At 38.0% G+C, this 23,147-nt stretch carries 15 protein-coding genes and 1 tRNA gene; 7 read left to right on the top strand and 9 right to left on the bottom strand.

Annotation, left to right across the window (positions count from 1 at the left end; translation table 11 throughout):
* Nucleotides 1–67: 67 nt before the first annotated feature.
* The 7 genes from ACI7T6_RS01860 to tyrS all read right to left on the bottom strand — a co-directional run bounded on the left by ACI7T6_RS01860 (nt 68) and on the right by tyrS (nt 12,861).
* A complete protein-coding gene (locus tag ACI7T6_RS01860) occupies nt 68–1,024 on the bottom strand; it encodes an acetyl-CoA carboxylase carboxyltransferase subunit alpha (RefSeq protein ID WP_404665897.1) in 957 nt (318 codons plus the stop codon).
* 9 nt (nt 1,025–1,033) lie between these two features.
* Complete coding sequence (locus ACI7T6_RS01855) at nt 1,034–2,020, bottom strand: L,D-transpeptidase (RefSeq protein WP_404665896.1); 987 nt, start codon at nt 2,018–2,020, stop codon at nt 1,034–1,036.
* A gap of 235 nt (nt 2,021–2,255) precedes the next feature.
* Nucleotides 2,256–2,825 carry a hypothetical protein gene (locus tag ACI7T6_RS01850; protein ID WP_404665895.1) on the bottom strand — a complete coding sequence of 190 codons (570 nt, stop codon included), beginning with the start codon at nt 2,823–2,825 and terminating at the stop codon, nt 2,256–2,258.
* Nucleotides 2,822–6,094 (bottom strand): hypothetical protein, encoded by a 3,273-nt coding sequence (locus tag ACI7T6_RS01845; RefSeq protein WP_404665894.1) that lies wholly within the window; start codon nt 6,092–6,094, stop codon nt 2,822–2,824. Before ACI7T6_RS01845 ends, ACI7T6_RS01850 begins: the two co-directional genes overlap by 4 nt.
* 350 nt (nt 6,095–6,444) lie before the next feature.
* Entirely contained in the window at nt 6,445–10,335 is a 3,891-nt protein-coding gene (locus ACI7T6_RS01840; RefSeq protein WP_404665893.1) for a hypothetical protein, read from the bottom strand.
* A gap of 790 nt (nt 10,336–11,125) precedes the next feature.
* Nucleotides 11,126–11,443, bottom strand: a complete 318-nt coding sequence (locus tag ACI7T6_RS01835; RefSeq protein ID WP_404665892.1) for an HU family DNA-binding protein — start codon at nt 11,441–11,443, stop codon at nt 11,126–11,128.
* A 152-nt stretch (nt 11,444–11,595) separates the two neighbouring features.
* Entirely contained in the window at nt 11,596–12,861 is a 1,266-nt protein-coding gene (gene tyrS, locus ACI7T6_RS01830) for a tyrosine--tRNA ligase (protein ID WP_404665891.1), read from the bottom strand.
* A 253-nt stretch (nt 12,862–13,114) separates the two neighbouring features.
* Here tyrS and rpiA point away from each other — a divergent pair, with 253 nt between their 5' ends.
* Nucleotides 13,115–13,795: a ribose-5-phosphate isomerase RpiA gene (rpiA, locus tag ACI7T6_RS01825; RefSeq protein ID WP_404665890.1), complete on the top strand. Its 681-nt coding sequence runs from the start codon at nt 13,115–13,117 to the stop codon at nt 13,793–13,795.
* Between the two features lie 23 nt (nt 13,796–13,818).
* On the opposite strand, the gene ACI7T6_RS01820 is transcribed toward rpiA, so the two are convergent.
* Nucleotides 13,819–14,097, bottom strand: a complete 279-nt coding sequence (locus tag ACI7T6_RS01820; RefSeq protein WP_404665889.1) for an HPr family phosphocarrier protein — start codon at nt 14,095–14,097, stop codon at nt 13,819–13,821.
* A 175-nt stretch (nt 14,098–14,272) separates the two neighbouring features.
* A complete protein-coding gene (gene pepF / locus ACI7T6_RS01815; protein WP_404665888.1) occupies nt 14,273–16,072 on the bottom strand; it encodes an oligoendopeptidase F in 1,800 nt (599 codons plus the stop codon).
* A gap of 152 nt (nt 16,073–16,224) precedes the next feature.
* On the opposite strand from pepF, the gene ACI7T6_RS01810 reads away from it, so the two are divergent.
* The 6 genes from ACI7T6_RS01810 to rpsA all read left to right on the top strand — a co-directional run bounded on the left by ACI7T6_RS01810 (nt 16,225) and on the right by rpsA (nt 23,134).
* Nucleotides 16,225–16,536, top strand: a complete 312-nt coding sequence (locus ACI7T6_RS01810; RefSeq protein WP_404665887.1) for a co-chaperone GroES — start codon at nt 16,225–16,227, stop codon at nt 16,534–16,536.
* Nucleotides 16,537–16,556: 20 nt separating this feature from the next.
* On the top strand, nt 16,557–18,182 hold the full coding sequence (gene groL, locus ACI7T6_RS01805) for a chaperonin GroEL (RefSeq protein WP_404665886.1): 1,626 nt from the start codon (nt 16,557–16,559) through the stop codon (nt 18,180–18,182).
* 106 nt (nt 18,183–18,288) lie between these two features.
* A complete protein-coding gene (locus tag ACI7T6_RS01800) occupies nt 18,289–19,095 on the top strand; it encodes a hypothetical protein (RefSeq protein WP_404665885.1) in 807 nt (268 codons plus the stop codon).
* 85 nt (nt 19,096–19,180) lie between these two features.
* Nucleotides 19,181–19,252: transfer RNA gene (locus ACI7T6_RS01795), tRNA-Asn, on the top strand.
* A 233-nt stretch (nt 19,253–19,485) separates the two neighbouring features.
* A complete protein-coding gene (nagZ, locus tag ACI7T6_RS01790) occupies nt 19,486–21,126 on the top strand; it encodes a beta-N-acetylhexosaminidase (protein ID WP_404665884.1) in 1,641 nt (546 codons plus the stop codon).
* 238 nt (nt 21,127–21,364) lie between these two features.
* A complete protein-coding gene (gene rpsA, locus ACI7T6_RS01785) occupies nt 21,365–23,134 on the top strand; it encodes a 30S ribosomal protein S1 (RefSeq protein ID WP_404665883.1) in 1,770 nt (589 codons plus the stop codon).
* The last annotated feature ends 13 nt before the right edge of the window (nt 23,135–23,147 follow it).

Genomic DNA, 23,147 nt, shown 5'->3' with positions numbered 1-23,147 from the left:
AAAATCAGAGAATTGATTGAAGAGGATCTGCTAAGTGATAAGGATTTTATATAAAAATATCTTCTCTCTATTTGACTTCCATTACCTTGGTCTTTCCCATCAATCTAAATTTCTCATATCTCTCTTCAATGAGTTTTTCCATAGGGATCTGTTTCAAATGATTCCATTTTGATAAGATATACTTTTTTACATCTTCATACACTTGAGAGGGGTTATGATGAGCGCCTCCTAAAGGCTCTTTAATGAGATCATCAATCACTCCAAATTTGATGAGTTCTTCTGCCTGCATTTTAAGGGCTTTTGCAGCCATCTCATTTTTTGAAGCGTCTTTCCATAAAATAGAAGCGCACCCCTCTGGAGAAATGACTGAGTAGTAGCTGTGCTCTAACATGCCGATGACATCTCCTACTCCAATCCCTAAAGCGCCCCCTGAGCACCCCTCCCCAATCACTAAAATAATGATGGGAGTCGGAAGCCTTGCCATTTCAAAGAGATTTTGGGCAATTGCCCACCCTTGTCCTCTCTCTTCTGCAGCAAGTCCAGGATAAGCCCCTAGTGTGTCAATGAGGGAAAGAACAGGGATATTAAATTTAGCTGCAAGTCTCATGCACCGCATCGCTTTACGGTACCCTTCAGGATGCATCATTCCAAAGTTGTGCTTTACACGTGACTCTGTATCACTTCCCTTCTCTTGAGCAATGAGCATGAACTTCACTCCGCCAATTTTTGCAAATCCGCAAATGACAGCTGGATCATCTCTAAAGAGACGATCACCTGCAAGCTCATGAAACTCTTCTGCAAGATGTTTGATGTAGTCTAGAGCTTTAGGTCTTGCAGAGTGTCTACAGATCGCCACTCTTTCCCAAGGAGAAAGGTTACTATACGTTTTTTCTTTGAGTTCACTCAGCTTTTTCTCAAGATGGCCAATTTCAGATTCAGAGAGTAAAGGGTTAGACACTTGCTGCTTTTTAAACTGCATAATGGTGTCTTCATATTCTTGAATTTGCTTTTCATGCGGTAACATACTATTTTACTACTCTTTCTGTAATGCGGCGCTCTCACTTGTAAAAAGGGGCGCCTCTTGTAAATGTTTAACAATTTCAATGACGGTAGGCCTCGTCACAATGATGGAAAATAGCTCTTCTATATCTTCTGCTCTCATACAGATGGATCCTTCACTTGCATCACCTACTAAAACAGGGTCAATCTCACGCCATTTCTCACTTTCAGAATCCAAACTCCAAGGAAGCCCATGAATGCTAAAGTGACAGAGGGAATTTTTTTGTGAGAAATTGGGCTCAAGAGGGATAAAGCGCGTTCCAAAGATAGAGATCATCTCAATCTGTTTTCCTTGAAAGAGCCCTTTTACACCCGGCCGGTAAACAGCTGTTTTATCCCCTAATACAAATTTCCCAGTGGGAGTTAAGCTCTCTTGATCACCCGCATCTTTCTTGCCGATCACAACAGGATAGCTTCTTAAAAAGACATGCTCTTTCGTCTCTAAATCGGTGTAATAAAATCCCATGACTCTTTGAGAGAGATCTAAAAGAAGAGAAAATTGAATTGGCTTATCTTTTTTAAAGACATTAAATTTTTTACCTAGTGACACTTTAGGGGTTATATAGTTACAAGATCCATTTAAGCTTCTTGCAATGAAGTGAGAAGGTGTTTTGTAATAAGCTGCGTAATCTCCTAGCCAAGCTGATCTCCCTGAGAGCCAAGAAACAGCTGGTGTATAGGTGAGGGTTTCAACGATTGGAAGCTGATCTTCTTCTTTAGAAAACAATTGCCCAATCCGGTTAACTGAAGGGAAGAGTAGAGGTTGTTCTAGAGTCTCTTCTTGATAAGTACTCTCTTCTTTTGCCTCTTCCTGAGAAGGTAAAGGGTCTTGATATGTTAAAGAAGAGAAGAAAGGAATGTGTTTTTGCCGGGCAAATTGTTTAAGAGAAGGGAAGAAATACCATCCTGCAATCAAAATAATTAAGGTATAAATGAAAACTCTTCGCAACCGTTTACCCATTCCTCTTTTTTCGGTGTAAAATTGGAACACTATGCTACAGGAAAGCCCTGTTTGTTTCAATGGAAGGGAGATTTTAAGATCAAATCCCCCTAGCTCTTATCTTAGTAAAAAACAAAGATCCTCTTCTTCAAAACGGTAAGATCATTTTAACATCTACTGTCCAGTAGAGTCTTATCTTATCAACCCATTTTCATCCAAAAAAGAGCGCTTCTATGTTTTGCATCTACTTAATTGCTTATAAGCTGTGAGAATGCTCTTCTTCATCAGAGCCTGATACCTCATGACTAGAAACATCTGAAGAGACGTCTTCTTCACTGCTAGAGGCATCTACACTTAAACTATTTTCAACATCTGTATCAGAAGAGGTGTCTTCTTCTGAACTTGCCTCATCCAAACTTACAGGGTCTTCACAGCAAAACTCCGTGAGTAAAGACCGTAGCTCTTTATATGCCTTCAGATGGTGAGGATATTCTTTCAGAAATTGAATATAAAATTGCTGCGCGCTGAGATTTTTTCCCTTGAAAGGAGCTGTTGCTAAAGGAGATGAGCTCTTAAAAAAATCAATGTAATGATCGATATTTTGCGGATCGAGCTTCTCGGTATTTTCATGAGCCTCTGTCTTAAAAAAAGTTTGGGACGTAGCTGTTATCTTAGAAGAAGTCATGTCTATAGTTTCTTCTTGCTCCGTTTTTAATCTTTTAAACTCTTGATGCTCAGAAGATGAGGCGCTCATAAAAAGCTCTTTTGAAGAAAAAGAAGCAGGCGCCCCTTCTGTATCCATAGTACCTCGTGGCCGAATTGTCATGATAACTCCTCATTTTTAATGTGCTGCGCTTTGATCAGATCTACTTTTCTGCTTTTTTTAAAGAGATAATCTGTGAGCTTATGTAGATAAAAAGAAGAGTTTGGAGCTAACTCAAAAGCTTTGGCTAAAAGATTTCCCTTTACAAGTGTTACCGATGGATTCCAAGGAAAACGAATCTGATCTTTCTCACTCATCATCATACCCATTTCATAATGCGCATGAGGAGTTTTAATCCCTAGCTGAATGGCTCTTCTATAGAGCTGTTTCTTAGAAAGGGTAAGTCCGTTTAAAAGTATCGCGGTTTCTTCCTGCTTAAGAAGACGCCCTAATTCATAATAGGCTATAGGATGATGTGGATTCATCGCAATTGCTTGAAGGTAAATATCTTGTTTTGAGAGATAAGATTTCCCTTCTAATTCAAAAGAATTTTGAAAATTTTTCGCAAGAACATGGTAGGCAAGAGCGCACTTAGGGTCTAATTTTAGCGCTTTTAAACAAAGCCCCTCACTTGAGACATCAGATCCATCTAGAAGAAGAACATTTTCATCTTGCTCTAACTCATGAGCTAAACTGCTATAAACGATTGCAGCGTGCTCTAAATCAACCGGATTTTGGGAAGAGGACTTTTCAACAGTTTCAATCGCTTGAAGATAGAGCCCTTCCTTAGAAAATTTTAGCTCATGAATGCGGGGAGATTCTTCTCCTTCTTCCATCGTCTGAACCGTTAGAGTGATGATTTCTTCTTTTTCCATTAAATCCGCTAGATAACAAGAAGCTAAAGGATGATGATTAAGATAAGACATTCTCTCTAAAATAAATTCTTTTTTAGTCTTTAAGGAAGAAGGGTTATTGTGTTCTTGAGTGAGCTCTTCTTCATGAAGCTGCTGGATTAATTCAAGCACAGCTACTGTATGATAGCCAGGAAACATAGGATCCGAGTAGACATCCATGAGATACTCTTTTTGCGTTTTGTGTAAAGTCGGATCTATTGCAAGTGGAATTTTCTCCTCATGTTTAAAAAAATTAAAGAGCTCTCGCATTAATTCAGAGTCATCTCTTACCTCTGCTTCGAAATAATCATAACTCACATAACGTAATAGACGCAGCGTCCTTGCATATACATCTTTCTTAAGTGAGTAGGGAAGAGCGCTTTCTTTAAGGCACTTGAGGAATTTAAGATACGGAGGGGTTTGATAAATTTTATTCCTTGAAACCCACTTAAAAAAGATTTTTCTCTGAATTTGACACGCTTGAAGTAAAAGGTCTTCAAGATGGAGCCTCTTACCCCCAATCTCAATTTGAACAGCTTGAGTCTCTTCTAAGTTTTCTTGCCCTCTGATGAGGTGTAAGAAAAGACTCATGTAGGCCTCTGTACTCCAAGGATTTATTTCTAGAGCTTTGAGATAACACTCTTGCCTTGTTAATACCTCTCCTGTTGTCAATCTAACTGTCTCTTTCTTAGCTGTTTTACCAAGAGAGGTGTAAGCCTCATCATTATGGGGATTAAGTAATAGTGCCTCAAAAATAAGCTCGTTTTGCAAGAAATTTTTTCCATCAAAAAGAGAAATGAACCGAGGAGTATGCTTAGCCAAACCGCTATAAAAAAAGCTCTCCTTGGGATTAAGATCGATAGCCATTAAATAGAAGTTAATGTTTTCTTCGATGTTATAATTTTCATGATTTTCAATAAAATGATAATAGAGGTAGCTATTCATAGGATCAAGCTTGATCGCTGTAAGAAATAGTTGATTACTATTTTCATACCCAAACTCATGAAGGCTATCATCTGAGCGGTACCCTAATAGATGGAATTTTCTAGCTAGATGACAATAAAGAGCTGCCTGCTTAGGCTCTTTTTGCACTAACTCTAAAAGCTCTCTTAAGGGCGTTTGATGTAAAGTTTCAAAAGAGGCCTTCGCGCTATAGAGTAAAGATCCTTCGTTAACAGCTTGAGGAAAAATGATTTGCTTTTCTAAAGCAAGGTGAGTATTTTCTTTAATCCAGAGCAATAATTCATAAAGGCCAGCTCCATCTCCATTCCAGCACATCATATATTCAATGATAGAAAAAACCATATCCCATTTAAGTCCAAAATCTATTGAAGACTTGATTAGCTCTTCTACAAACGTGCTAAAACTTTGTACATCATTTTGCTCAGCATGAATCACATATAAAGCTTTCATGAAAGCCTCTTTCCCGTCACTTAACTGATAAAGACGTATGAAGAGATCTGTATGACTAACAACTTCCCCATTTAGCAGCCTCACCTTTGAGGCTATTTTTCCCTCTCCTGCATATTTTAAAACATCTTCCTGGGATTTGAGCGCAAGAAATCCCTCTTCAGTTAACGTGGCAAGCTCTTCTTTAAAGATGTCATCTAAATTTAAAATATTACTGCATTGCATCATACAAATCAGAGAGAATAAAGCAGAGGAGCTAGTTGGATTAATATCAATGGCTTGTAAAAGGAGCTGCTTCCAGCAGGCAATAGACCCTCCAGGCATAGAGAGCGCCTGACCGAGGTTATGTGAACCTATCGCAAGTGTAATATACGCTTCATGATCTAAAGGATTATGCTCTAATCCTTTCATTAAAAGATCAAGATTACTCATCATAGCGCCTGTAGAAAGTTCATGCATCTCATGAAGGTTGATATCTTGGTCTTTAATAGAAGCAAGTGCCCTATAAAACTGCTCAGGACAAGAGCTGTTTGCTATGAGGTTTAAATAGAATTTCTCTTGGAGCTCCTCTAAATCTTCATCGATTGAAGAGTGAAATCTTGCTTCTTTAAACGCTTGAGCAAGCATTAAGTTATGCCTCTCTTCTTCAGTCAGAAGATCTACTGCTTTTTGAAAGAGCTCTATGGCAGTAAATTCTCTTTGACACAGCAAGGTAATACGGGCTTTTGCATCTAGAGTTCTTGCTAGATTAAAGTAGAGTCCAGCTTGTTCAGGATAATCATGAATCAATTGTAAAAAATGCGCTCTTGGAACCGCATAAATTTCTTTTAAGGGGGCATTAAACTGAGAAATTTGATGAAGATAAGCTGAGGATTTATCCCAACTGTTTTTTTTAGACACTCCTAAAGAAGTGTTCAAACTGACTGTGCCTCTTGTCAAGGTGCTAGAGTATGAAGATGCGGGATATGTTTCTTCTAAACATCCAGAGACTTTTTGTATTTTAGCCGTGGTAGAGTTATTTTCTGTTGGTTCCAAAGCCCTTTTTTGACTTTGAAAAGATTCATGACCTGTCTTGGATATGCTTGACATGTTGTTTCCTATGAAAAAAATAACACGATCTCAAAGAGGTGAATAAAAAACAACATAATAACCATTTGGATGGGTTGTACTCATAAGAATTAAAAAAAGAATGTGAACATCTCATAGTTAAAATAAACTGAACAATCCTTGTTTGATGCGTGTCTCTTTTTCACCTTCAGGATAAAGAAAGATGAAAAGAGCTATTTTCCCTCTCCATAGCTCAACACCATAAAAATCTTTTAGAAAAGTGCTTTTAAGTAACTTCTAATGATTAATAAGAAATTTTTCCTATCTAATAAAAAAACTTCAACCCCTATTAAGCAATTTAACTTTAGTTCATCCTGTACAAGACACTCTTTTCACTGACTCAAGGGCTCGTATCCACTGTGAAAATTTTCCTCCTCATCAGAGCTTAACTCATCATTACTTAAGGTATCTGAGGATACATCTTCTTCTTCATTGTTAGATGTATTAGAATTTAAACTATCTTCAGAATCTGTACTGGAACTCACCTCTTCACTAGAATCTAAATCATCCTCATAGCAAAATTCCGTGAGTAAAGACCGTAGCTTTTCATATGCCTTTGGATGATTAGGATACTCTTTAAGAAATTGAATATAAAATTGCTGCTCGCTGAGATGTTCTCCCTTGTATTCAACTGTTGCCAAAGAAGATACACCCTTCCAAAAATCATCAATAGAAGAAGCTTCACAAGAGGCTTCCCTAGAAGAAGCTTCACAAGAGGCTTTCCTAAAAAAAGCAATGTAATAATCGATATTTTGGAGATCTATCTCTCCTGTTGTTTCAGAGGTTTCTACTGTCTTAGAAAAAGTTTTAGCCACTAATTCAGTCTTAGAAGAGGTCATTTGCCTATTTTCTTCTTGTTCTGTTTTAACTCTTTTACAATCTTGATGATCAGAAGATTGCTTAGACGATGAAGCGCTACATTCAGGCTCTAATGAAGGAAAAAAGGGGTACCTTGAATCTATTGTACTGTATGTAAGAGCTAAATTTTCTGCAGTTTTCCTTCTTTTTAAGAGATAATCTGTAAACTTATAGAGATAAAAAGAATGAGTAGGAGCTAGCTCAAAAGCTTTAGCTAAAAGATTTCCTTTTATAAAAGTTACCGATGGGTTCCAAGGAAAATAAATCTGATCTTTCTCATTCATCATCACCCCCATCTCATAATAAGTATGCGGATTTTTAATTCCTAGCTGAATGGCTCTTATATACAGCTTTTTCTTAGAAAGAGTAACCCCATTCATGAGTACAACAGTTTCCTTTTCTTGAAGAGTACGCCCTAACTCATAATAGGCTATTGGATCGTAGGGACTCGCATGAATAGCTTGAAGATAAAGATCTCGTTTTGATTGATAAGACATTCCTTCTAACTCAATAGAACCGTGAAAGTTTCTTGCAAGGATATGATAGGCAAGAGCGCATTTGCGGTCTAATTTTAACGCTTTTAAACACAGTTCCTCACTTGATACCAAAGACCCATCAAGAAGTGTGATCCTCTCATCCTGCTCTAAATCGTGCGCTACACTGCTATAACTCATTGCATAGTGATCTAAATCAATCGGATTTTGAGAAGGAGTCTTTTGAATACGCTCAATTGCTTTTAAATAAAGCTCTCTCTTAGAAAATTTTTGCTTATTCATTATGAAAGATTCTTCTATTTCTATCACATCAACAAACGTTAGCATGACAGATTCGTCTTTTTCCATCAAATCAGCCAAATAGCAATAGGCTAAAGGATGGTGATTCAATTGAGGCATTCTCTCTATAATAAATTCTTTTTTACTCGTTAAAGCAAAAGGCCACCTATTTTTATAAATTAATTCTTCTTTATGAAGCTGCCGGATGAGTTCAAGTATAGCTGGAATTGCATGGCTAGAAAACCTAAGGCCTTGATAGACATCCATGAGATACTTTTTTTTTGTTGTGTATAAGGTAGGATCCATCGCTAGAGGAATCCTTTCCTCATGTCTAAAAAAATTAAAGAGCTCTCTTACTAATTGATCATAGTGGTAATCATTCCTAGAGAAATAGTTATCATCCCGTAAATTCCGTAATAGATTCAATGTCCTTGCATACACATATTGCTTCAAAGTAGAGGGAAGAGCGCTTTCTTTAAGACGCTTTAAGAATTTAAGATACTCGGGAGTTTTATAAATATCATACGTAGAAACCCTATTGAAAAAGATTTTTCTCTGAATTTGACAAGCTTGAAGTAAAAGATCTTCAGGATCAAGCTTGTTTCCCTGAACCTCAACCCTTAAAGTTTGACTCTCCTGAGCCCTAGTCTCTAAATTTTCTTGCCCTCCTACGAGGTGTAGGAAGAGGTAAATATACGCTTCTATATTCCGAGGGTTAATTTCTAGGGCTTTTAGATAACACTCTTGCCTTGTTAATATTTCCCCTGTGGATAAGATAACGGCCTCCTTCTTAGCTATTTTACCAAGGTAGGTGTAAGCCTCATCATTACGGGGATTTAGTGATAACGCCTCAAAAATAAGCTTGTTTTGAGAAAACTTTTTTCCATCAAAAAGAGAAATGTACCGAGGAATATGCTTAGCCAAATCGCTATAAAAAAAGCTCTCCTTAGGGTTAAGATCAATAGCCATTAAATATATTTTAACACTTTCTTCTCTATGCTCATTATTATTATTTTTAACAAAATAATAATAGAAATAACTATTCATAGGATCTAGCTTGATAGCTGTAAAAAACAATTGACTGCTATCTTTATAACCAAACTCATGAAGACTATCGTCTGAGTCATATCCTAATAGATGAAATTTTCTGGCTAAATTACAATAAAGAGCTGCCCGCTTAGGCTCTTTTTGAATAAGGTCTAATAGCTCTTTTAAAGAGGTCTGATTTAAAGTTTCAAAAGAGACGTTAGCATCATAGAGTTTAGAGCCCTCATTAACATCTTGAGCTAATAGTATTTGTTTTTCTAAAGCAAGAGCTGCATGCTCTTTAACCCAACGGAATAAATGCGAAGTTCCCTCTTTATACCTATCCCAAGGCATCATAATATATTCGATGATAGAAAAAACCATATCCCATTTAAGTTCTAAAGTAACTGAGGAACTAAGAAGTTCTTCTACAAATATCCTAAAACCTTGCTCTTTATAAACCACATCCAAAGCTTTTATAAAAGCCTCTTTACCATCACTTAACTGATAAAGGCGTATCAAGAGATCTGTGCGACTTAAAACCTCTCCGTTTAAAAGTCTAACTCGTAATACTGTTTTTCCATCTTTTATATATTCTAAAAGATCATCCTGGGATTTTAATTCAATAAATTCTTTTTCATTTAATGGAATAAACATTTTTTTAGAATATTCATCCATCTTTAAAACATTACTGTGCTGTATCATACAAGCAAGAGAAAATAAAGCAGAGGAGCTGTTCGGGTTAATATCAATGGCTTGTAAAAGGAGCTGTTTCCAACAAACAATAGACCCCTTAGGCATACGGAGTGCCCGGTCCAGCCAGTATGAGCCAACAGCGAGTGTGACATATGCTTCATCATCTAAGGGATCATACTCTAACCCTTTCATTAAAAGATCAAAGTTACTCATTATAACGCCTTTAGAAAGTTTATGTATCTTATTAAGACGCACATATCTATCTTCGATAGAAGCTAATGCCCTATAAAACTGCTCAGGGCAAGAACTGTTTGCTATCATTTTTAGATAGAACTTCTTTCGGATTTTATCAACATGTCCCCCTCTTAAAGAGTAAAATCTTGCCTCTTTAAAGGCTTGAGCTAGTGTTAAGCTATGACTCCCTTCTTCAGTCAGAAGGTCTACTGCTTTTTGAAAGAGCTTTATTACTGTGAGCTCTGTTTTACAAAGCAACGTAATACGGGCTTTTGAATCCAGAGTTCTTGCCAGATTAAAGTAGAGTCCAGCTTTTTTGGGATAGTCATGAATCAATTGTAAAAAATGGGCTCTAGGAACTGCATAGAGTTGTTTTAAAGGTGTACGGAGCTGTGAAATTTGATGGAGATAAGCCGGGGGATGAGCATGAGCATTTTTTGTGGAAGCTGCCGAGGAAACATTCAAGTGTGCCTCCCCTCTTATCAACGCAGTATCAAATTGAGCTGTGTGGGATACACCTCCTAAACATTCAGAGATTTTTTGTATTTTGGTATCTACAACGTTTGTTTCTGTAGATTCTAAAGCCCTTTTTTGGCTTTGAAAAGATTCATGGCTTGTTTTGGATATGCTGGACATGTAGCTTCCTATTAAAAAAATAATGTAACTATTCAGGCAACCCCAGTTTTTTCTTGAAAAAGCGCTTTCTAGTATATCTAAGCGGTATTTTTCAATATAAAATCATGCTTGTTTAAATGGTTTTTAGCGAAAAAATCAATTGTTTAGATAAATTTATAATATATTTAACTTTTATCAAGAAAAGTCATCCTAAGAGTTACAAAATAACACCATCTCAAAGAGTCGAATAAAAAACAATCCAATAACCACTTAGATTTACTTGAAAAGTATATCAAACATTTTAATTTTAAAAACTTAGATGAATATGTATTAAAAATTAAGCTTAATTGATGAATCTTATAAAGAAAAATGCGTCTCATGAACTTGGGGATATTGAGGTCTATCTATTGCCATGATTTCTTGATTCCAAAGCACTTTAGTTTGATTTCGCTTTGGAGTAGAAAACCTTTAAATCCTATCAAAGCATTACTCTTCATTTTCGTTTTCATGAAGAGGTCTCTCCTATTTAAATCCTTGTCCTAAAGTCTTTTTGCTCTAAATTTTTTGATATTAGATTTTAAGAAAGACTCTACTCTATTTTTAGAATGAGAAAAAGTATCTAAAAAATAGTTTTTAAGCGCCCACATTTTGTTAAAATACAGCATATTAAAGAGATTTAAAAATGTTTTTAAACCTCTTTAACCCTTACCCTCTCTTAAACACTAGGTTGCAAAATACCCGCTCATCAAAACCCTTATTAGGCATTTAAACGCTTAAATAAGAAGCTTTAGAGCCTTATCTTGAAGCTCTCTTAATGAGCTGATTTCTTTTTCACAACAGGAAGCTTTTCAATTCGCTGTTTGAGTTTTTTGCCTGGTGTAAATTTAACAGCATATCTTGCAGGGATCACAATGGCCACATCAGCTTGTTTAGGATTTCTCCCAATTTTTTGTTTTCTCTCAACAAGTTCAAACACGCCAAAGTCACGAAACTCAATTCTCTTCTTTTCCCCTAGGCTCTCTGCCATCTCCTCCAAAAACGCTTGAAGAATATCACGAACTTCATAGAGTTCAACCCCTTGCTTTTGAGAAATATTTGCAATGAGCTCTTTTTTTGTCATCGTAATCATCTGTTACCTCCCTTCCTAATCACTCTTTTGGGGTGTCTTCATTTAAGTTTTAAAAATTTCTTATTTGAAAACAACCCCCTTTAAACCCAATTGTTGTATCTCACTCATTTTCAATCAAGTATTTTTATGCAAAAAGAGAGCCATTTCTTAAGCTATGTGAGCCTGATGAGCACCTTATTTTTTTTCCCAGCAGCAAGAAGGATAAATGCCTGGTAGAGGAGGCTCTCTTCTGTGATCAGACCTTGAGCATCTTCTACGCGGTTATTATTCAAATAAGCTCCTGACTGAGAAATCAGCCGGGCAGCTTCTCCTTTACTACTGACAAGTTTGCTGTAGACCATGAGTTCTGTCAGTTTTTTCCCTATCCACTCGGATTTATTGAGTGTCAGGCAAGGAAAATCTTTCATCATTTGATGAAATGCCTCTTCTGTGAGATCTCCTTTATGTCCAGGAAGAACAGCTTCTGTAGCATTCATCGCTGATGCAAGCCCAGATTCTCCGTGAACAAGAAGGGTGAGCTCTTGCGCTAGCCGCTTTTGCGCTGTATTAGGAATATAAGAGGGATCTTGAAGCGCCTTTTCAAAGAAACGGATCTCTTCCATGTCCATCATGGTCACCATCTTCATGAGCTTAATCACATCAGCGTCTGGTATTTTGTAAATGTGTTGGTAAAACTCATAAGGAGAGGTGCGGTCCTTTGCAAGCCATATCGCCCCTTGCTCTGTTTTTCCAAACTTCTTCCCATCGCTTCTTGTTAAAAGAGGGAAGGTAAGACCCAGGGCTGATTTTCCTGTTAATTTACGAATGAGTTCAACCCCTGCTGTAATATTTCCCCATTGATCACTCCCTCCTCCTTGAATAGAGACGCCCTTCTCAAACAGATGGTAAAAATCATACGATTGAAGAAGTTGGTAGCTAAACTCAGTAAAAGAAATCCCCTCTTCTGACTGGAGCCTATTTTTCACCATTTCTTTATTCATCATGATGTTCACACGGAAGTGTTTACCGATGTCTCTTAAGAAATTCACAAATGAGTAGTTTGCAAACCACTCTTCATTGTTCACCATGATGGGCATAGAGAGCTTCCCTGTAAAATCAAGAATCTGCTCAAAATGGCTCCGTATCCCCTCAATGTTTTTTTCCACTGTTTCTGCATCTAAAAGCACACGCTCTAAACTTTTTCCTGAAGGATCTCCAATACGGCCTGTTGCGCCTCCTAAAAGAATCACAGGAGTGTGTCCAAATTTTTGAAACCACTTGAGGATCATGATGCCAACTAAATTGCCTAAGTGTAAGCTACTAGCTGTTGGATCAAATCCAATATAAATTTTTACTGGCTTATCACAAGCTGCTTTAATCTCTGGACTTGTGACAGCATCTACTAAGCCTCTTTCTATTAAACAATCAATAACGTTCATCTTTTTCCCTCACCCCTTCGTCTCGTTTCTCTAAGATAGTGTCTTTAACGCTTTATTTAATCTATTGTGTCATAGAGAGGTATTTGATCAGAACTAGTATTCGAGTGTATCTTAACTATCCTTAAAATCCCCTCTTCACTTCAAATGTCTTATACCTTGTCTCTTTAAAGCTCTTTTTGCTTGACGATGCAGCTTTACTCCATAAAAACAAAGAGGAGCCTTTACAAGAGACTCTCTTCTTGGGTAACATCAAATGATGAATATTGAAATCTGTAAAAAAGCTGCCGCAGATAAAGCCTTTACATTTGTTAAACCAGGGATGGTAGTAGGTCTTGGAACAGGCTCCACTGCAGCTTATTTTATCCAGGCAGTCATTGATGGCTTTCATCAAGGAGTGCCTGTGCAAGTTGTCGCAAGCTCAAAGTCTTCTTTCCTCTTAGCTCAAAAAGGCAATCTCCCCCTCTTAAATAGTGATGAACTGATCTCCATTGATCTTTATGTCGATGGAGCTGATGAGATTGATTTACAAAAAAGAATGGTAAAAGGCGGCGGCGGTGCGCTTTTACGGGAAAAAATTTTAGCGCATATGAGCTCTCAGATGATTGCTATTGTAGATGATACAAAAGTTGTTAAGAAGCTAGGCACTCGCCCTCTTCCTGTTGAAATTGTTCCCTTTGGATGTAGAGCCACCCTTTATCACCTAGCAAATTTTGGGTTTAAAGGAGCCCTTAGGCTAGGAAAAGATGGGCATCCTTGGGTGACAGAAAACCAAAACTATCTCTACGATTTAACACTTTCTAACCCCGTCTCTTTTGATCAGATTCATCAAACAATTTGTTCTGTTCCTGGAGTGGTGGAAACAGGATTTTTCCCCTCTCAAGCGAACTTAGTCATTGTGGGAAAAGAAGATGGCCAAACAGAACTATACTCTTAAAGAGTCCTTGCTTGCTCTATTTTTTAATATTTAATATAAAATTTATTGCTTGCAAGCTCTAAGATAGAACGGACAGTCTCTTCAGAGTCTTCCCCTTCTGCCTCAACAGTCACCTTTGCCCCTTTAACAGCAGCTAGCATTAAGATGCCTAAAAGAGACTTCCCATTCACGCTAACACCTCCGTAACGGAGTGTGACCCTGCTTTTAAAAGCTGTTGCGCATTTAACAAGTTCGGTTGAAGGCCGGGTGTGAAGCCCTTTATCATTCATTACAATGAATGTATCTGTTGTTTTTTTTGCCATAAAATCAATTACGTTTTTGTGTGACTCTATTATTTCATAAGAGAGTTCATTGCACCTAGTTATTTTCTTCTTTTTAAGAAAAAAAGAACATTTGTGATAAAAACAGTGATGAAGATCAAGCGGTGAATAAGAGACTACTCCCCCTATTCACCGCTTGAAAAGAGCCTTAAAACTCCTACTCTTCTTCTCCTAAAAGCACTTCTAACTCAGTCATTAAGCTTGTAAATTGATCTAACACGGTCTGAAGAGGCTCTTTTGTAGTCATATCTACTCCTGCCTTCTTTAAGGTCTCTAAAGGAAAACAGCTTCCTCCTGATGAGATAAACTCTAAATACCCTAAAGGACCCTCTTTTTCAACAAGATTTACAAGAGTTCTTGACGCTGCAAGCCCTGTTGCGTATTGATAAACATAAAAGTTATAGTAAAAATGCGGCACTCTTGCCCACTCGATTTCAATGGAAGGGTCTATGATCACATCAGGCCCAAAATAGTCTTGATTAAGCTCCAAATAGCTCTTTTTAAGATAGCTAGGAGTAAGAGGTATTCCTTTTTCTACAGATGTATGGAGTTTAAGCTCAAACTCTGCAAACATCACCTGTCTAAAAAAGGTGTTTCGAATATCTTCAATTTTTTGATTAATGAGGTAAGCTCTTTGCTTTTTAGAGGTGACCGCTTTTAAGAGGTAGTTACTTAAAAGCTCTTCATGAAACGTCGAGGCCACTTCTGCTAAGAAAATAGGATACTGAGCGTTATGATAGGATTGATGCAGTGAGGCAAAATAGGAATGCATGCTATGGCCTGACTCATGGGTAAGTGTCATCATATCATTAAACTGGCCATGATAATTCATAAGAATATAGGGAAAGTGTTGATAAAAGCCGCTTGAGTAGGCACCGGTGCGTTTCCGATCATTTTCATACCGATCAACCCATCTGTCGACTTTAAGCCCTTTTTCTAAGATATCTTGATACTCCTTTCCTAAGGGGGCAAGCGATTTAATGATCAAATCAACTGCATGATCAAAGGTTAAATGCATATCAACAGGTGTAATGAGAGGCACTTTTAAATCATAAAGATGGAGCTTATCCAGCTTCATCACTTTTTTTCGAAGAGCAAAATAACGATGAAATGCAGGAAGAGCATCTCTAACCACCTGAATGAGATTGTGATACACCGAAGGATCAATATGGTGAGGAAAAAGGGCCGATTCAAGACAAGAGTTAAATTTCCGTGTTTTCGCTAAAAAAAGATGCTTTTTCATCTCCCCTTGAATCAGTTCACAGAGCGTATTTTCCCAAAGGCTAAAAGTTGAATGCAATGTTTCAAAAGCAGACTGCCGAAGAGCTCTATCTTGGCTAAGTAAATAGGTAAGATAGGTTCCATGGGTGAGCGGATGACTCTTCCCCTCACTATCTACGACAGAGGGAAATTTCAAATCCCCGCAATTAAACGCTTCAAACGCTCTTTCTGCAACCCCTAGAGCATCAGAGCCACTTGCCAGTAAGTTCTCTTCTTGCGGTGTTAGAGTGTGCGGCTTAAACCGAATCATTTTTGTTAAATAAAAATGATAAGGTTTTAACTCCTCCACCTCTAGAAGTTTGTTTAGCTCTTCTTCTTGCATTTGAAGGATTTCTGGCTCTATCCACGACATATCTTGCTTAAATTGGTGACAAAGAGAAGAGATTTGAAGAAACATTTCTTGATGTTTAGTGTGACCCACATCTTCATCTTTTCTTAGGTGCGCGTAGACATAGAGCCTCGCAAGATCTTGTTCAATCTTGAGATAACTCTCTAAAATGTGAAGAACAGCCTCAGCTCCTTCATGAATAGACCCTTGCCTCTCTTTTAACTTTTGCCAATTTCCTTTTTTTTGACTCTCTTCACACAGTGTAAATTCTTTATACCAAGCTTCAAGGGTGGGATAAAATGCTTCGATGTTCCACTGATCTGTTTTTGCAATCTCTTCTCTTTTCATACTCTCCTCACATTATTCTCTATCATGCATACTTCATTTCTCTTCGTCAACATTTCTAGCACTTCGGCATGTGAATTGCTAAATCCTATTGTGGTAAATTCTTCCATATCCTACAATTCACTTTTAGGAAAAAAATTTGAAGGAGATAATTTATGACAGATCAGACGAAGAAAAAATTGTCCATTCACCCGACTGCTGACCGCGTTTTGGGCCAACGACTTGAACAAGAAGAGACCCTAAGAGGGGGCATCATTCTTCCCGATTCTGCAAAGAAAAAACAAGAATCGATTAAAGTGGTGGCTGTAGGTCCTGGAGAAATGACGAAAGAAGGAAAACTCCTTGCGATGCCTTTTTCTGTGGGCGATGTGATTCTTGTGAATAAATATGCAGGTCAAGAAGTATCTATCGACAACGAAGACTACGTCATTGTTAAAGCTGACGATATCATTGCAATTGTTAAGTAATAGTGAGGAATAAAAGAGTTATGGCACATAAAAACATTAAATTTAAAGAAGAAGCTCGTCAAAAAATCCTACAAGGTGTACGCACTCTTGCTGCAGCTGTTAAAGTGACACTGGGTCCTAAAGGCCGTAATGTGATCATCGATAAAAAATATGGCGCTCCCCACATTACAAAAGACGGTGTGACTGTTGCAAAAGAAGTAGAACTCAAAGATCGCCATGAAAATATGGGCGCTCAAATGGTGAAAGAAGTTGCCAGTAAAACAGCTGATAAAGCAGGTGATGGAACAACAACTGCGACCATTCTTGCAGAAGCGATTTATAGCGAAGGTCTTCGCAATGTGACAGCTGGCGCTAACCCCATTGAAGTGAAGCGCGGCGTTGAAAAAGCGGTGAAAACCATTACCGATGAAATCAAAAAACTCAGCAAGCCGATTCAAAACCAAACTGAAATTGCTCAAGTGGCAACTATTTCTGCAAACGGGGACACAGAGATTGGCGATATCATTGCAAGCGCGATGGAAAGAGTAGGAAAAGATGGAACAATCACTGTAGAAGAAGGCAAAGGGTTTGAAACAACACTTGATGTCGTAGAAGGAATGAACTTTGACCGTGGCTATCTCTCTGCTTATTTCACAACGCATGCAGAATCTGCAGAAACCATCTTAGAAGATGCTTTCATTTTGATTTATGAGAAAAAAATCAGCGGAATGAAAGAGTTCCTCCCTGTTCTTCAAGCTGCTGCAGAAACAGGTAAACCACTTTTAATCATCGCAGAAGATGTTGAAGGAGAAGCTCTTGCTACGCTTGTTGTAAACAAGATGCGCGGCGGACTTAAAGTGTGTGCTGTTAAAGCTCCAGGCTTTGGAGATCGCCGTAAAGCGATTTTAGAAGATATTGCGATCTTAACAGGAGGCAAGTTCATCAACGAAGAGCTTGGCTTTAAACTTGAAAACACAACTCTTGATATGCTAGGACGTGTGAGAAAAGCTGTCATTAAAAAAGACGATACAACACTTGTAGAAGGGTTTGGTCAAAAATCTGAAATTCAAGGCCGTATTGCGCAAATTAGAGCGGAAATTGAGAAGAGCACATCGGATTACGACCGTGAAAAACTTCAAGAAAGACTTGCTAAAATGGCAGGTGGCGTAGGAATTATCCGTGTTGGAGCTCCTACTGAAGTGGAAATGAAAGAGAAAAAAGACCGTGTCGATGATGCTGTTCACGCAACAAAAGCAGCTGTTGAAGAAGGAATTCTTCCAGGCGGCGGTGTTGCGCTCATTCGTTGCCTACCAGCTCTTCAAGCTCTTGCATCGACTCTTTCTGGAGACACAAAAGTGGGTGTTGAGATCATTGCTAAAGCGATACTTTGGCCTTTACGCCAGATTGCTGAGAATGCCGGTCAAGAAGGATCGATCATCGTTCAAAAAGTGGCTTCTATGCAAGCTTATGAAGGGTGGGATGCTCAACATAATGAATTTGGTAACATGGTTCAGAAAGGAATTGTCGATCCAACAAAAGTCGTCCGTTTAGGGATCGAACTTTCTGCCTCTATCGCTTCATTGCTGCTCACAACAGAGGCAATGATTACTGAAGAAGAAGAAGACAAGCCTGCAATGAACCCTATGGCAGGTGGCGGCGAGTATTAAGAACTTGCCCCTTTTCTGATTCTTTTAAGGCACTTTTTCCTAGAAAAGTGCCTTTTTTTATGCCCTCTCATTGCAATAATCAGCTCAATCATCTATAGATAGGTGCATGAGAGTACCTTTTAAAGTGATTACCCTATTCTTCATCCTCCTCCTATCAACCCTTTCTTTTCTCTGGATTAAAGCTCCTGCTTTCTTAGCAAAAACCTTGTCTCATCAGCTAGGAGTTCAGGTAGAGATTGGATCTCTTCATCTTTCTTATAATCAGCTCTCTCTAAGAGATTTTAAACTGCATAATCCAGAAAAATACACTCTTCCCTTAGCTTTTTCTTGTAAAGAGGCTATCTTTCAAACTCCTTTTACACGGCTCTTGAAAAAGCATATTGTGATTGAACAAATCACATTAAGCCACATTTATCTCTCCCTCGAGTTTGACTCTCTTCACTCGACTGAAGGGAACTGGAGCGCTCTTTTTTCTAACATGCAGCCAGATATAGAGGAGCCATCTACTTCTCAAGACAGCAGATCTCTGATGATTAAAAAGATGGTGATTCAAGATATTCAAACAGAGCTTTACTACCAAAAAGAGGGCAAATCAAAAAAACTTAAAACCATCCCTCAAATCACTCTGAACTCCATTAATACAGAGGGAACAAGTCTTAGTGATCAACTGCTCAGTTCCACCTTAGGGCAAGCAGTAAAGCAAATATTTATTAAAGAAAATCTTAAAGGAGTCGTGGAATCTCTTCTCAAAACCCCTTCTAAAGCTCTTAAAGAGACCCTCAGCCCTTTAAAAAACCTCTTCACAGCAGAAACCCTTGAGGAGTTTGAACGGATAGCCTCTTCAACGCCTCCTGATAGAGAGGCTGATTTTCACCCCTCTTTTGGGGAAGAAAAGCCATCCTGTGAGAAGTAGATCTTCTCCTAAAAAGAAAAAACTCTCTTTTTTGCGACGAATGATTGCTTTTAAATCCTTAAAAAGCTTACTATGTTTTTCTTATTCCGGATTAGCTCAGCGGTAGAGCAGTGGACTGTTAATCCATTGGTCGTAAGTTCGAATCTTACATCCGGAGTTTCTTAACTTCTTCAAAAAACTCTCTTTTAAAATCTCCCCTTCTAAAAACCTCTTCTTCCTTATGCATATCTCTATTTTTCAAGAATATATCTATGAAAAAACTCTCCCCTACCTCTATTTCCTGATAGATATAAGCCTACATTCTACTTGCCTACGTATCCATTTTAGGGAATACAAAAACTATACGAATAAAAAAGATACCCCTATAATCCTTGATTTAAGAGGTTAAACATGCGTTTATGGATCACGCTCTTTTTTCTGCAATTCGCCCCCTCTCTTTTTTCTTTTGAGCCCTCTATTTTAGAAGAGATGACTCTAGAAGAAAAAGTGGGGCAAATTCTTATGGTCCATTTTCAAGGGAGCTGTGTGAATGAAGAGGCTAAGCTTCTCATTCAAAAAACGCATATAGGATCGATCATCTACTACAACTGGTCTAATGAACTGAGTAGCCCTTTCCAAGTTAAAAAATTAAGTGAAGATCTTCAACAGATTGCTCATACAACAAGACTCTCTATCCCCCTTCTCATTGCTATAGATCAAGAAGGAGGCCTTGTCACAAGGCTCTCTGAAGGTTTTACCCTTTTTCCTGGAAATAAAGCGCTAGGAATGACAGGAAACCCCTCTCTTGCTTGGGAAAGTGCCTATTGTATGGGAAGAGAGATGCAAGAAGTGGGAATTAATCTTGTCTTAGGGCCTGTTGTCGATATTAACACCCATCCTACCAATCCCGTCATTGGACTTCGCTCCTTTGGATCTACACCTTTTGAAGTGATCTCTTATGGAAAAAAAGCTCTTAAAGGGTTTCATCAAGCAGGATTAGCGACGTGTCTTAAACATTATCCCGGGCATGGATCTGTCACGGTTGACTCTCATTACGATCTTCCCTTTACAGACAAATCTCTTAAAGAGCTTCAAGAAGAAGAGCTTTCTCCTTTTACACATCTTGCACATAAAACAGATGCGATCATGACAGCTCATATCTTGCATCTTGCTTTAGATGATGCGCGGTGCGCAACGCTTTCACCGAAAGCTTTAAGGTATTTAAGAGATGAGCTCCATTTTAAAGGGACCATCATTACAGACTCGCTTGCGATGCAAGGGGTTTTAAAACAGTGTGAAGGCGACGTTATAAAGGCCTCTATTCAAGCGATCAATGCAGGCTGTGATCTTTTATGCTTAGGAGGAAGGCATCTTGCTCAAGGCACCATTCAAGGCTCTACGCACTTTGAAACACTCAAAATCATTCATGAAGAACTAGTTCAAGCTGTTGAACAAGGACAAATCTCTGAAGATAGACTTAATGAAGCCGTAGCAAACGTCTTATCTCTCAAAAAAAAATGCCTCTTTTTAAAAGAGGCTGCTAGAGAAAAACCCCCTCTTGATTTTAACAATCTTCAAAAGCATCAAAAAGTAGCTAGAAAAATTAGCGCTAAGGCATTAAAAATCGTTAAAGATAATCCTATACTTTTAAAAGACCTTTCTCAAAAAAATATCGCCTTTATCGCTCCTTTAAGCTTAGAAAAATCCCTCGTTAAAGAGCCGTTTTCTCACCTTGGAAAATCAGCTAAGTTACTATTTTTTTCTCAAGACTCTTTAGATAGCAATATTGAAATTTTAATTAATGAGATAGAAGCATCTGACACGCTTGTCATTTTTAGCGTGGGGGCCTGGAAAAACCTAGAGCAAAAAAGAGTGATTGATCAAATCATAGATCTTCATAAACACACCATTTTAGTGGTGACAAAAGAGCCTCTAGATGTAGAACTCTTTCCTCAGGCAGATATCACGTTATGCACCTTTAGCCCCTCTTCCCCATCACTTCATGCTGTCTATTCCTATTTAAAAAACAACTCAGGTGAAACTGCCCCTTAAAATCGTTGATTTTCCTATAAAATCCCCGAATATCCGGTTTTATGGTATCAACATTTTTTTAATTCATCTCTTCTGTGTTTGTTTCTTGCTCCAATTTTCAATGATTTGCTATCTTTCTCTTGATTAACACTTTGTTGGTCTTCTTTTCCACTTTTCTATTCCTTCATTTTTCAGGAGTTAAAAAGAAAAAAAATTTGAGCCAACATGATCGTATTATTATGGGAGAAACTGGATTAGCATGTCCAAACTAAAACACGATTGGAATTCAAGTAACATCATTGATGATGTTGATTATCATGAGGAAGACGCTGCAGCTTTTAAAAAGCTTTTCTCAACACAAACTAAAAAAGATAGCGGAAACCCCCTAGCTTCACTAGGCTCAGGATATGTTCTTAAAGGACGTATCGTTGAGATCACTAAAGACTTTGTTGTTATCGATGTGGGGCTTAAGTCAGAAGGACTTGTTCCCATGAGCGAATTCTCAGATGCTGCAGAAATTGTTCTCGACAACACTGTTGAGGTATTTTTGGAGCAAACTGAAGGTGAAGACGGACAGATTGTGCTCTCTCGTGATAAAGCACACCGTTTACGCCAGTGGGAAAATATTGTCCACAATTGCACAGAAGGTTCGATTGTTACAGGAAAAGTTCTTCGTAAGGTGAAGGGCGGTCTGATGGTAGATATTGGAGTAGAAGCATTCCTTCCAGGCTCTCAAATCGACAATAAACGGATTAAAAATCTTGATGAGTACATTGATCATATCTATGACTTCAAAATCTTAAAAATTAATACCGATCGCAAAAATATTGTCATCTCCAGACGTGAACTTCTAGAAGAAGAGAGAATTTCTAAAAAAGTGGAAATGCTCGAAAACTTCCAAGAAGGCGAAATCCGTCATGGAACTGTAAAAAATATTACAGACTTCGGAGTGTTCTTAGATATCAACGGTGTTGACGGTCTTCTTCACATCACAGATATGACATGGAAGCGGATTAAACACCCTTCTGAGATGGGCATTGAAGTGGGTGATGAACTTGAAGTTTTAATCCTCCATGTCGACCTTGAAAAAGGACGTGTGGCTCTTGGAATGAAACAAAAAGAGAGCAATCCATGGGAAGATATCGAAAAGCAATTTCCGATTGGAACTCACGTGAAAGGGATGATTTCTAGCTTAGTTCCTTACGGAGCTTTTTTAGAAATTGAAACAGAGATTCCAGGTCTTCAACGTGTAGAGGGTCTTATCCATGTGTCAGAAATGTCTTGGACAAAAACCATCAACGAACCTAGCGAAATGGTCAAAAAAGGGGACGTTGTTGAAGCTCTCGTGCTGTCTGTTCAAAAAGAGGAAGGAAAAATTTCTCTGGGAATGAAACAACTCGAAAAAAATCCATGGGACGAAATTGATGATAAATACCCCATCAATTCAAGTGTGTCTGCTGAAATCCGTAATTTAACAAACTACGGCGCTTTTGTAGAACTAGAACCTGGTATTGATGGATTGATTCATATCTCTGATTTAAGCTGGATCAAAAAAGTGTCTCACCCTTCAGAGATCTTTAAGAAAGGGGATAAAGTGGATGCAATTATTTTATCTGTTGATAAAGAAAGCAAAAAAATCACTTTAGGAATCAAGCAACTGACAGAAAATCCATGGGAAAATATTGAAAAAATTATGCCTATCGGTTCTCTTGTTCACGGTGTTGTTTCTAAGATCACAGCTTTTGGAGCTTTTGTTGAGCTCGACAAGCATCTTGAAGGACTCATCCACGTAACAGAGATCTCAGATCAACCTTTTGGTAAGATCGAAGAAGTTATTTCTAAAGGAAACGAAATCACAGCAAAGGTCATTAAAGTTGATCCTGAGCATAAAAAGATTTCTCTTTCTATTAAAGAATATCTCATCGAACAAAATCAAGAAAATCATGATGATATTGTGGTTGGTGAAAAGAAAAAACGCACCACTAAGAAGAAAACAAAAGAAAAAACAGCTGAAGAAGACATTAGCTAATTTTTCTCAATAT

This window comes from Rhabdochlamydiaceae symbiont of Dictyostelium giganteum, assembly GCF_964291045.1.
GTDB lineage: Bacteria > Chlamydiota > Chlamydiia > Chlamydiales > Rhabdochlamydiaceae > PALSA-1444.
The sequence above is the reverse complement of the archived record's forward strand: the minus strand, read 5'-3'. Positions and strand labels throughout refer to the sequence as shown.

Bases quoted from the DNA above. Each gene is read 5' to 3' on its own strand.
- groL (WP_404665886.1), top strand. From the start codon at position 16,557: ATGGCACATAAAAACATTAAATTTAAAGAAGAAGCTCGTCAAAAAATC.
- ACI7T6_RS01845 (WP_404665894.1), bottom strand. From the start codon at position 6,094: ATGTCAAGCATATCCAAGACAGGTCATGAATCTTTTCAAAGTCAAAAA.
- ACI7T6_RS01850 (WP_404665895.1), bottom strand. From the start codon at position 2,825: ATGACAATTCGGCCACGAGGTACTATGGATACAGAAGGGGCGCCTGCT.
- ACI7T6_RS01855 (WP_404665896.1), bottom strand. From the start codon at position 2,020: ATGGGTAAACGGTTGCGAAGAGTTTTCATTTATACCTTAATTATTTTG.
- ACI7T6_RS01820 (WP_404665889.1), bottom strand. From the start codon at position 14,097: ATGGCAAAAAAAACAACAGATACATTCATTGTAATGAATGATAAAGGG.
- nagZ (WP_404665884.1), top strand. From the start codon at position 19,486: ATGCGTTTATGGATCACGCTCTTTTTTCTGCAATTCGCCCCCTCTCTT.
- rpiA (WP_404665890.1), top strand. From the start codon at position 13,115: ATGATGAATATTGAAATCTGTAAAAAAGCTGCCGCAGATAAAGCCTTT.
- rpsA (WP_404665883.1), top strand. From the start codon at position 21,365: ATGTCCAAACTAAAACACGATTGGAATTCAAGTAACATCATTGATGAT.
- pepF (WP_404665888.1), bottom strand. From the start codon at position 16,072: ATGAAAAGAGAAGAGATTGCAAAAACAGATCAGTGGAACATCGAAGCA.
- tyrS (WP_404665891.1), bottom strand. From the start codon at position 12,861: ATGAACGTTATTGATTGTTTAATAGAAAGAGGCTTAGTAGATGCTGTC.
- ACI7T6_RS01810 (WP_404665887.1), top strand. From the start codon at position 16,225: ATGACAGATCAGACGAAGAAAAAATTGTCCATTCACCCGACTGCTGAC.
- ACI7T6_RS01840 (WP_404665893.1), bottom strand. From the start codon at position 10,335: ATGTCCAGCATATCCAAAACAAGCCATGAATCTTTTCAAAGCCAAAAA.
- ACI7T6_RS01860 (WP_404665897.1), bottom strand. From the start codon at position 1,024: ATGTTACCGCATGAAAAGCAAATTCAAGAATATGAAGACACCATTATG.
- ACI7T6_RS01800 (WP_404665885.1), top strand. From the start codon at position 18,289: ATGAGAGTACCTTTTAAAGTGATTACCCTATTCTTCATCCTCCTCCTA.
- ACI7T6_RS01835 (WP_404665892.1), bottom strand. From the start codon at position 11,443: ATGATTACGATGACAAAAAAAGAGCTCATTGCAAATATTTCTCAAAAG.